The organism is Saccharopolyspora sp. 6V, from assembly GCF_020176785.1.
Classification (GTDB): Bacteria; Actinomycetota; Actinomycetes; order Mycobacteriales; family Pseudonocardiaceae; genus Saccharopolyspora_C; species Saccharopolyspora_C gregorii.
In genome coordinates this window covers 1-8,974 of sequence record NZ_JAIUKB010000103.1, presented here as the reverse complement: position 1 = coordinate 8,974, position 8,974 = coordinate 1, and the positions used below count along the sequence as shown (strand labels likewise).

11 protein-coding genes, 1 tRNA gene, 1 pseudogene and 1 riboswitch are annotated in these 8,974 nt (G+C 72.8%); of the genes and pseudogenes, 5 read left to right on the top strand and 8 right to left on the bottom strand.

Annotation, left to right across the window (positions count from 1 at the left end):
- Nucleotides 1–156: 156 nt before the first annotated feature.
- From LCD35_RS19975 to LCD35_RS19960, 4 genes are all read right to left on the bottom strand, one after another.
- Nucleotides 157–229 (bottom strand) — tRNA-His (locus tag LCD35_RS19975).
- Nucleotides 230–328: 99 nt separating this feature from the next.
- Nucleotides 329–967, bottom strand: coding sequence for an oligoribonuclease (gene orn, locus LCD35_RS19970; RefSeq protein WP_225044632.1), 639 nt, complete (start codon nucleotides 965–967; stop codon nucleotides 329–331).
- Between the two features lie 57 nt (nucleotides 968–1,024).
- Nucleotides 1,025–2,698, bottom strand: coding sequence for an AMP-binding protein (locus tag LCD35_RS19965; protein ID WP_224962720.1), 1,674 nt, complete (start codon nucleotides 2,696–2,698; stop codon nucleotides 1,025–1,027).
- Nucleotides 2,699–2,769: 71 nt separating this feature from the next.
- A complete protein-coding gene (locus LCD35_RS19960) occupies nucleotides 2,770–2,985 on the bottom strand; it encodes a hypothetical protein (RefSeq protein ID WP_225044631.1) in 216 nt (71 codons plus the stop codon).
- Between the two features lie 164 nt (nucleotides 2,986–3,149).
- Between LCD35_RS19960 and LCD35_RS19955 the strand changes: the two genes are divergently transcribed.
- Nucleotides 3,150–3,539 (top strand): hypothetical protein, encoded by a 390-nt coding sequence (locus LCD35_RS19955; protein WP_225044630.1) that lies wholly within the window; start codon nucleotides 3,150–3,152, stop codon nucleotides 3,537–3,539.
- 51 nt (nucleotides 3,540–3,590) lie between these two features.
- Here the strand turns inward: LCD35_RS19955 and LCD35_RS19950 are convergent, their stop codons facing one another.
- Nucleotides 3,591–4,322, bottom strand: a complete 732-nt coding sequence (locus LCD35_RS19950; protein WP_224962714.1) for a hypothetical protein — start codon at nucleotides 4,320–4,322, stop codon at nucleotides 3,591–3,593.
- A 74-nt stretch (nucleotides 4,323–4,396) separates the two neighbouring features.
- The gene (locus LCD35_RS19945; RefSeq protein WP_224962712.1) at nucleotides 4,397–4,666 is read right to left on the bottom strand and encodes a hypothetical protein; all 270 of its coding nucleotides are present in this window, start codon (nucleotides 4,664–4,666) and stop codon (nucleotides 4,397–4,399) included.
- A gap of 269 nt (nucleotides 4,667–4,935) precedes the next feature.
- Between LCD35_RS19945 and LCD35_RS19940 the strand changes: the two genes are divergently transcribed.
- From LCD35_RS19940 to LCD35_RS19925, 4 genes are all read left to right on the top strand, one after another.
- Nucleotides 4,936–5,208 carry a hypothetical protein gene (locus LCD35_RS19940; protein WP_224962710.1) on the top strand — a complete coding sequence of 91 codons (273 nt, stop codon included), beginning with the start codon at nucleotides 4,936–4,938 and terminating at the stop codon, nucleotides 5,206–5,208.
- A gap of 32 nt (nucleotides 5,209–5,240) precedes the next feature.
- Nucleotides 5,241–5,336, top strand: a riboswitch (TPP riboswitch).
- A complete protein-coding gene (gene thiD / locus LCD35_RS19935) occupies nucleotides 5,330–6,163 on the top strand; it encodes a bifunctional hydroxymethylpyrimidine kinase/phosphomethylpyrimidine kinase (RefSeq protein WP_224962708.1) in 834 nt (277 codons plus the stop codon). (Overlaps the previous riboswitch by 7 nt.)
- A gap of 19 nt (nucleotides 6,164–6,182) precedes the next feature.
- Nucleotides 6,183–6,896 (top strand): TenA family protein, encoded by a 714-nt coding sequence (locus LCD35_RS19930; RefSeq protein WP_224962706.1) that lies wholly within the window; start codon nucleotides 6,183–6,185, stop codon nucleotides 6,894–6,896.
- A 287-nt stretch (nucleotides 6,897–7,183) separates the two neighbouring features.
- Nucleotides 7,184–7,360 (top strand): hypothetical protein, encoded by a 177-nt coding sequence (locus tag LCD35_RS19925; protein WP_224967184.1) that lies wholly within the window; start codon nucleotides 7,184–7,186, stop codon nucleotides 7,358–7,360.
- 25 nt (nucleotides 7,361–7,385) lie between these two features.
- On the opposite strand, the gene LCD35_RS19920 is transcribed toward LCD35_RS19925, so the two are convergent.
- Nucleotides 7,386–8,519: a polysaccharide pyruvyl transferase family protein gene (locus LCD35_RS19920; protein ID WP_224962701.1), complete on the bottom strand. Its 1,134-nt coding sequence runs from the start codon at nucleotides 8,517–8,519 to the stop codon at nucleotides 7,386–7,388.
- A 222-nt stretch (nucleotides 8,520–8,741) separates the two neighbouring features.
- Nucleotides 8,742–8,974: pseudogene (locus LCD35_RS19915) on the bottom strand (hypothetical protein); the annotation flags it as partial.

Genomic DNA, 8,974 nt, shown 5'->3' with positions numbered 1-8,974 from the left:
GGCGAAGGGGTTTGCGAAAAGCCCAAAAAAAAAAAAAAAAAAAAAAAAAAAAGAGTGGGGGGGGGGGGGGGGGGGGGGGGGGGGGCCCCCCCGGGGCCCCCCCCCCCCCCCCCCCCCCCCCCCCCCCCCCCCCCGGCGGGGGCCCTTTTCCCGCGGGGTGAGTGACGGGATTCGAACCCGCGACTCCTGGGACCACAACCCAGTGCTCTACCTACTGAGCTACACCCACCGCAGCTTCCGGCCAGCCGGTGTTCCCGGCTTTCCGGAGCAACACGAATATCCTAGCGTGCGCTGCGGAGCGGGCTGCGACCGGGCTCCCGGCCGCGCATCACCGCTGGTCGGGGCTGCGGCCGGTGCCCGCGGGGCCGCGCCCGTCCAGCAGGTCCGCGGCGACGGCCTGGGCCTGCTCGGTGGTCGGTCCCGGCTCGGCGACGAACGCCGTCCGGCGGTAGTACGCGAGTTCCCTGATGGACTCCCGCACGTCGGCGAGCGCGCGGTGTGTGAGGCCCTTCTCCGGCTGCGCGTAGTAGATCCGCGGGAACCAGCGCCTGCACAGCTCCTTGATGGAGGACACGTCCACCATGCGGTAGTGCAGGTGCGCGTCCAGCGCGGGCATGTCGCGGGCGATGAACCCGCGGTCGGTGGCGATGGAGTTGCCCGCCAGCGGTGCCGAGACGGTGTCCGGCACGTGCTCGCGGATGTAGTCCAGGACGCGTTGTTCGGCCTCGGCCGTGGTGACCGCGGAGCGCCGCACCTCCTCGGTCAGCCCGGAACGCTCGTGCATCTCCCGCACCACGTCGGGCATCGCCGACAGCGCCTCGTCCGGGGCGTGGATCACGATGTCCACGCCCTCGCCGAGGATGTTGAGGTCGGCATCGGTGACCAGGGCGGCGATCTCGATCAGGGCGTCCGAACCCAGGTCGAGACCGGTCATTTCACAGTCGATCCACACTAGACGGTCGTTCACCTCACCGAGCCTAACGCGGTGCGACCGGGCGCCGGGATCGCACCGGCGCCGCGGAGATCACCGTTCGGTATCGGCGGAACCCTCGCGCAGCCGCGCGGGCACGACCTTGCCGGTGGCGTTGCGCGGCAGTTCCGGCAGGAAGACGACGTCGCGGGGCAGCGCGAAACCGGGCAGCGCGGGCCGGACCCGTTCCCGCACGGCCTCGGCGTCCAGCTCGGCGCCGTCGACGAGCACCACGTACGCGGCGAGGCGCTGGCCGAACTCGGCGTCGTCCACGCCGATCACGGCGACCTCGGAGACCTCCGGCAGGGTGGCGATCGCGTCCTCGGTCTCCTTCGGGTACACGTTCTCGCCGCCCGAGACGATCATGTCGTCCTCGCGCCCCACCACCTGCAGCCGGCCGGCCTCGTCGATGCGGCCCAGGTCACCGGTGGCGAGCATGCCGTCCCGGACCTCCTTGCCGCCGCCGCCGGTGTAGCCCTCGAAGAGCATGTCGTTGCGCACGAAGATCCGCCCGGTCTCGCCGTCGGGCACCTGCGCGCCCCGCTCGTCGAGGATCTTCACGCTGGTGCCGCGCGGCGGGCGGCCCGCTGTGCCGGGCGCTTCGGCGAGTTCGCGCGGGGTGGCGATGCTCACCCAGGACGCTTCGGTGGAGCCGTAGAAGTTGTAGAGGACCTCGCCGAACACCCGCTGGAACCGGGTGGCGAGGTCGGCGGGCAGCGCCGAACCGCTGGCGGCCACGATCCGCAGCGAGGAGGTGTCGTAGGGCTCGATCGCCTCCCGCGGCAGGTCCAGGATGCGCTGCAGCATCACCGGAACCACGAACAGCGCGGTGGCGCGGTGCCGCTGCACGGCGGCGAGCGCCTGCTGCGGTTCGAACTTGCGGCGCAGCACGAGGGTGGCGCCGATGGCCGAGCCGAGCTGGAACGCGGCGAGCCCCCAGGTGTGGAAGATCGGCGCCGCCAGCATGATCCGCTCACCGGCGCGCAGCGGCATCCGCGACATGATCGTGGCGGCGGGCCCGACCCCGGGCGGCGCGGGCCTGCGGGCGCCCTTCGGCGTGCCGGTGGTGCCGGAGGTGAGCACGATGACCCGCGCGTGCCGGGGACGGCGCGGGAGGGTGCCGGTGGCGGAGCTGCCGATGAGGTGCTCCAGGGTGGCCTTGCGAGTGGTGCCCTCGGTCCAGGCGAGCACCACGTCCAGTTCCAGGTCGGGCAGCGCCTCGACGAATTCGACGTCGGCGATCAGCAGGTCGGCCCGCTGCTCGTCGAGCACGGTGCGCATCTGGTGCGGGCGCAGGCCGGTGTTGAGCAGCACCACGTCGGAGCCGATCTTGCCGCAGGCCACGATGGTCTCGACGAGCCCGTGGTGGTTGCGGCACAGCACCGCGACCCGGCTGGTGTCCCGGATGCCGCGGGCGCGCAGCCCGCGGGCGAGGCGGGTGGTGCGCTGCTCCAGTTCGAGGAAGCTCAGCGCGCCGCGCTCGTCGATCACGGCGGGCCGGTCGGGATGCCGGATCGCGGCGACGGCGTAGCCGAGCGCGGGGGTGACGCCCCAGCGCCGCCAGGCGAAGACGATGCGCAGCAGCTTGTCCGGGCGCATCGGGCGGACGACGCCCTGCCTGATCAGCAGCCACAGCGTCTGCAGCGTCGGGGCCAGCCGGTCCGCCCCGGCCTGGACGGCCGCCTTCGCCGCTTCGCCTCGTGTCCGTCCCGCCGGCCGTCGCCACATCGCCACGCGTCTCCTCCGATTTAGCTACTCATCGGTAGATAATGCCTCGGGGGGCGACGCGGGGGAAGGGTTCACCGGTCCGAAATGGTGTGTTCCGGTGCCGCCGCGGCCACCACGGCCTCCCGGATCGCGGCCCGCAGGCGACCCGCCTCCAATGGTGCCAGCACCGCCGTCTCCCCGGGCGGAGCGACGACCACGACGTTGCCCTGGTTCACGTACACCGCCATGTTCCGCCGCCTGCCCGCCACATCGCGGCAGCTCACCTGCCACTGCTCGTCGTCAGCCACGTGGCCTCCCTCCCTAGGGGAACGCTCGTCCGGTGCGTCCTCCACTGGTAAGACGACTCAGGATCACGGACGTGACGGGTGTTCGCCTGATTAATCTTGGAATTCCACCGGCCCGTGCCCGCGGGGTTCCACCACCGGGTGAGCGCTGCTGGGAGACTGCGATCATGGCTGGATACGACGGGATGCTGTGGCGCACCCTGCACCGCGTGCTGCTGGTCCTCGCGGTCGGCGTGCTGGGCCTGCTGCTCGGCCTCGGGCACGAGCCGAGCCGGGCCGACTCGCTGTTCGGCGTGCTCGTCGTGGCGCTCGTGGCGCTACCGGTGTGGATCACGTTCCAGCGGATGACGCCGGTCGCCCGCGGGAACCTGCGGGCGCTGCCGCGGCACCGGCCGCTGATGACCTCGATGATCGGGCTGCTGGGCCTGGTGGCGCTGTTCGTGCTCGGCTGGACGATCGCCAACGCGCTGTTCCCCGGCACGCTCGCCCCGCTCGCGCTGGCGCTGGTCGGCGTGGTGCTGGCGGCGTTGGTCGCGCTGCTGAACCGGGTGCTGTGACACCGCTTCCCCGCGGCCCCGGACGCCGGGGCCGCGCGAGGAAGCAGCAGGTCAGACCGGGCGGACCGTCAGCGCGCCCGGCTCGGCGGTGAACGTCAGCGCGCCCTCGAAGTCGGCGATGGGCAGCTCGTCGCGCACCAGGCGGTGCGGCGCGTCAGCCGTCTCCACCCGCACTTCGGTGGCGGCGAAGGTCTGCTCGGCGAAGTCCGGGCCCGCGAGCCGGACCTCCAGCCGCTGCTCCCGCAGGGTGACCACCGCGGAACCGCCGGGCACCGAGATCGGCTCGCCGTCGGCGGTGACGATCAGGCTGCCCTGGCCCTCGGTCTCCGGGCGCACCGCCACGTGCGAGAGGGCGACGTCGCGCCGGTCCTCGGCGGCGGTGACGCCGATGACGTCCCGCGAGTCCTGCCCGGCCTCCTCGTCGCCGCGCACCGCCAGCAGCGGGGCGCGCAGCTTCGCGGCCAGCCGGTACGGCTGCCAGGAACCGGCGCCGATCAGGTTCACCACCGACGTGATCTCGCTGTCCGCGAGCAGCCGCTCGCTGCCCACGGCCGGGGTGATCTCGATGGCCGCCACCCCGCGCTCCTCCAGCAGGTCGCGCAGCGCCTTGGCGCGCAGCCTGCTGTTGCGGTCGAACCCGCGGGTGATGGCGACGGCTCCGGACGTCCCGCCCTGCGCTGCGGCGTCGGCGAGACCGGCCAGCGGAGCCCATACCTCCGCCGGATCCGGCCGGGCGGAGCGGCGGGAACGGGCGGTCTGGGGGGCGTCGGCAGTGGTGTCCATTGCGTCAACTTTAATCCGCCACGCAGGGTCGCCTCACTAGGCGATCAGCCCTGAGCGGTGTGACTTCCCTCGCCCTAGGCGTCCCAGGTGGTGACCACGAGATCGCCGTCACGCGCGAGCTGTTCGTCGACCGCCTGCTCGCACTCCGCGCAACGCTCCGTGATGCGGCGGCTCGACGGTTCCTTGGTGGCGGGCCACGTCTCGTGCGGGAGCTTGATCGTCGCATCGCACAGGGTCTGCACCGGATCACCGGCCGGTCTGGCGCCCGGGCGCACCGTGATCGCGTGCCGGACCCGCTTGCCCGCTCCGACGATCCACCACACGTGCTCTTGATCGGGGAACATTGCCGTCCCACCCCCATACCTGTCAGGACGACCCGCGGGCGCGCAGTTCGTCCGGCTTCGGTCCACTGGCCGGATCTCGAACTCTAGACGGAACGATCAGCGCGCACGTTGCATTCGCGTGGCGGGGGCGACCGGCGGCTGCGCTGCTCCGATCGTGTGAGAGCGGCTGTTCGGCGGAGCGGTCTCGACTCGCCGCTGACCCGGTGCTGGGCCGCCCGAACCAGGGCGCCGGGCGCGGAACCCGCTTGTGGTGAGAAGGATCACCGCCCATGCTGGGCGCGTCGAGCGAGCGGAACCCGGAGGCGCACCCCGTGACGGACCTGCACTTCCCGCGTCCGCACGACGATCCGCGGGAGCCCGGTTCCCTCGCCCGCTGGCTGGTCCCCGACGGCGCCCGGGTGCGCAGCGGAGCCCCGGTGACCGAGGTGGTGACCGACGGCGCCCCGCGCACGGTGCGCGCCCCGGCGAGCGGAACGCTGTGGCGGCAGGGCAGGGCGGGGGAGCGGTTCACCGCGGGCGCGATCATCGGCCTCGTCGAGTGAGTCCGCAGCTTGACGCCCGTTGCTAGGTTGGGGCCAGTGACGCGGGGTGCCCGGACGGCCGGGCTGAGAGCAGACCCGTCGAACCTGACCTAGTTCGTGCTAGCGGAGGGACGTCACCGACGTGACCACTCGTGCTGCCCTGCCCGGATCCGACCGGGTCCCGAACGTGCTCTCGATCGCGGGGACCGATCCCAGCGGCGGAGCCGGCATCCAAGCGGACCTGAAGGCCTTCTCCGCGAACGGCGCCTACGGCATGTCCGCGGTGACCGCGCTGGTCGCGCAGACCACCACCGGTGTCGCCGAGGTCCGCGAGGTACCGCCGGAGTTCGTCACCGCCCAGCTCACGACGCTGCTCGACGACGTCCGGGTGGACGCGGTGAAGATCGGGATGCTGGCGAACGCCGAGGTGATCCGCGCGGTCGTCGCCGTGCTGGACCGCTACGCCCCGCCGCACGTGGTGCTGGACCCGGTGATGGTCGCGAAGAGCGGCCACCGGCTGCTCGCCGACGAAGCGGTCGCGGTGCTGCGCGACGAGCTGCTGCCGCGCGTCGACCTGATCACCCCGAACCTGCCGGAAGCGGCGGACCTGCTGGGCGAGCCGGAGATCACCGGCTTGGCCGAGATGGCCGCGCAGGCGCAGCGGCTCGCCGACCTGGGCGCGAAGCAGGTGCTGCTCAAGGGCGGGCACCTGCGCGCGGAACCCGCCAGCGCCGACCTGTTCCGCGGCGACGGCGAGGTGCGGTGGCTGCGCAGCGAGCGGATCGACACCGCGAACGACCACGGCACCGGCTGCACGCTGTCCGCGGCGATCGCGGCGCTGCGTCCCCGCAGGCCCGACTGGGCGACCGCCGTGCGGGACGGCAAGGACTACCTGACCGGGGCGCTGCGGGCCGCGGAGCGCCTCGACGTGGGCCGCGGGCACGGGCCCGTGCACCACTTCCACCGCTGGTGGTGAGATCGGAAGGACGAAGGTCATGAGCAGGTTGCCCGATCCGCCCGCGGGCGGTTTCTGCGCCCGCGCCTGGGAACGCACCGCCGAGCTGCAGCGGGCCGTGGTGGCGCACCCGTTCAACGCGGCGCTCACCGACGGCACCCTCGACCGGGAGCGGTTCGCGTTCTATTTCGTGCAGGACGCCCGCTACCTGATCGCGTTCGCGCAGGCGCTGTCGGCGGCCGCGACCCGGTCCGAGGATCCGGCGGACGCGGCGTTCCTCGCGGGGGCCGCGCGGGGCGCGCTGGTGGAGGAGCGCCGGTTGCACGCGGGCTACGTCGAGGAGTTCGGGCTCTCCGCGGACGACCTGGCGGGGGTGGCGACCTCGCCGTCGTGCACCGCCTACACCTCGTTCCTGCGGGCGAGCGCGCTGGTCGACCCCTACCCGGTGCTGCTGGCGGCGGTGCTGCCGTGCTTCTGGGTGTACCAGCACGTGGGCAGTGAGATCCTCGCCGCCGTCGGCGACGTGTCGGCGCACCCGTACCGGCGGTGGATCGAGACCTACGCCGACGAGGAGTTCGCCGAAGCGGTGCTGGCGGCCCGCGAGCTCACCGACCGGGCGGCCGCGGCCGCCGACGAGCCGGTGCGGGAGCGGATGCTGGCCGCGTTCGCGCGTGCCACCGAGTACGAGTGGATGTTCTGGGACGGCGCGTGGCGCCTGGAGCGGTGGCCGACGGCGCAGTGGCTCCCGGCGTGAGAAGTCGTTGCGGCGGCACGGTTTCCGCGCTGCGGCGAATACCCGGACCCGATCACCCTCCGCGACGTGCCCTGCGGCGCGGCGGGGGCGGTGACGCGGGTGGTCAGCCGCGGTGCGGGCGCTCGCGGGAAGCGTGATCAGGAGCACTTTCGAGCGGTGTTAACGAACACCCTCAGCCACGACGATGAGGCTCACGACACGTTCGTTCGGCGTGTTCGGTCGTGGGAGGTCCGCCTCCCACCGCGCGGGGTTCGGTGGCCTTGAGTACGGGGACTTCAATTCTGATCATGCTGGCGGGGATGCTGGTGCCGGTGCTGGCCGCAGCCCCCTTCTACATCGCCGACCGCCGGGCGGACGCCGAGTCCGCCCAGGCGGAAACGGAGCCTGAAAAATCGTCCGCGGACATCCACGTGCTGCGGCCCCGAGCCGAGGGCACCTGCGAGACCGGGCAGGCGGCGGCCTGAGCGCGCCGCCGCCCGGCCCGGCGGCTCAGTCCCCGTAGATGGACCAGGCGAGCTTCGACTTGGCCTCCTGCAGCGCGTCCAGCGTCGACCGCTCGTAGCCGCCTTCCCGCGGCTGCGGCGGCACCTGGAGGCCCTCGCTGAGGCCCCAGCCGGAGCCGCGCTGGATCAGCGACCGGTGCTTGTTCGTGTAGTACCCGGAGTTGATCGACACGGCGACGCCGTGCGCCCCGGCGGCCGCGGCCATCAGGTGCATGTGGAACCGGGTCGACAGCCAGCGCTGGCCGGCGGCGGCGGGCAGCCCGTGGTCCATGATCTCGGAGAACGGGTAGAAGCGGGCGCCGGGCAGGTCGTGCTCGACGAGGGCGAACACCTCGCGGTCCACCCGCGGGATGCCTTCGATGACGCCGACCTGCTCGGGCCGCACGTCCCAGGCGCGCAGCGTGTCGAGCAGGAACCCGGCCAGCGCGGGCACCGTGACGTCCAGCAGGTCCGACTGCAGGCAGATCATCACGTCCCGCAGGTCGTCGGTGCGGTACAGCTCCGGGGCGATGCCGAAGAACATGTCGTCGCCGGTGGCGGTGAGCTGGCCCGCGGAGTCGAGCAGCTCGGCCGACGGCTCGTCGCGCACGTCGATCAGCTCGAACTGCGAGGCGAGGTTGCGCACCAGCGGGCGCGCCTCCTCCGGCGTCGGCCACAGGCCCTGCCCGGTCATCACGGCCCGCCCGCCGGAGCGGCGCACCGCGGCGACCGCGCCCGCCAGCAGCCCGTAGTGCCGCGGCCAGATCGAGTTGATGAACCCGCCGCCGATGATGTGCACCAGGTCGGCGCGCGCGGCGAGCTCGATCCCGGCCAGCCAGTGCGGCGCCAACCCCGGGTTGATCATGGCGTGCTGCACGAACGACGCCACCTCCCACGGCTCGTCGGAGGGCGCCGACCAGCACAGCCGCCACAGCGTGTCGGTGAACCGGACGTGCGGGTGCAGGTGGCCGAGCAGCACCTCGCTGGGGCCGGGGTTGGGGCAGTCGAGCCACACCTCGCTGTCGGGGGCGACTCTGGCCAGGTACTTCAGCCAGGTCGCGGCGATCAGCTCGTCGCCGTAGTTCGGGTTCCCGGTCGTGGCGACCAGGTACAGCGTGGGGTGCGTTGCGGGACTCGACACTGGGTTCTCCACCGTTCGGGTTCGCGGCTGGGCGCGGTAGGCGCCGAACCTAACAACCCGGCGCGGTGGGTCCCGCTCGGAGGCATCCGGGGCGGCCGCGCGGGGGCGCGTTCGGCCGCAGGGTCCTGCTCCGGTCGGCAGTCTCCCGGAGTGGCGCGCACGAAGAAGCGGCGGCGACGGCTCGGTGTCGGTACCGAGGCGTCGCCGCCGCTGCTCGTCGGGTCAGTTGTGGTCGTGGAGCTGGGTGCGGAGCCGGTCGATGCGGTCGCGGGTGCGGCGGAACTTCGCCTCGTACTGCTCGGCGAACAGCGCCGTCGGCAGCGTCGAGACGGTGACGCCGAGTTCGCCACCGTGCGCGGGCTGATCCGGGCCGGGCTCGTCGGCGCGGTCGGCCGCCGTCTCCTGGCGGGGGATGGGGTGGGGTTCGGCGTCCGCCTCGGCGGCGGGCTTCGCGG

What these genes read in the sequence shown, in the direction of transcription:
- LCD35_RS19965 (WP_224962720.1), bottom strand. Translation starts at nt 2,698, where the DNA reads ATGTGGCGACGGCCGGCGGGACGGACACGAGGCGAAGCGGCGAAGGCG.
- LCD35_RS19955 (WP_225044630.1), top strand. Translation starts at nt 3,150, where the DNA reads ATGGCTGGATACGACGGGATGCTGTGGCGCACCCTGCACCGCGTGCTG.
- LCD35_RS19950 (WP_224962714.1), bottom strand. Translation starts at nt 4,322, where the DNA reads ATGGACACCACTGCCGACGCCCCCCAGACCGCCCGTTCCCGCCGCTCC.
- LCD35_RS19945 (WP_224962712.1), bottom strand. Translation starts at nt 4,666, where the DNA reads ATGTTCCCCGATCAAGAGCACGTGTGGTGGATCGTCGGAGCGGGCAAG.
- LCD35_RS19940 (WP_224962710.1), top strand. Translation starts at nt 4,936, where the DNA reads ATGCTGGGCGCGTCGAGCGAGCGGAACCCGGAGGCGCACCCCGTGACG.
- LCD35_RS19930 (WP_224962706.1), top strand. Translation starts at nt 6,183, where the DNA reads ATGAGCAGGTTGCCCGATCCGCCCGCGGGCGGTTTCTGCGCCCGCGCC.
- LCD35_RS19925 (WP_224967184.1), top strand. Translation starts at nt 7,184, where the DNA reads ATGCTGGCGGGGATGCTGGTGCCGGTGCTGGCCGCAGCCCCCTTCTAC.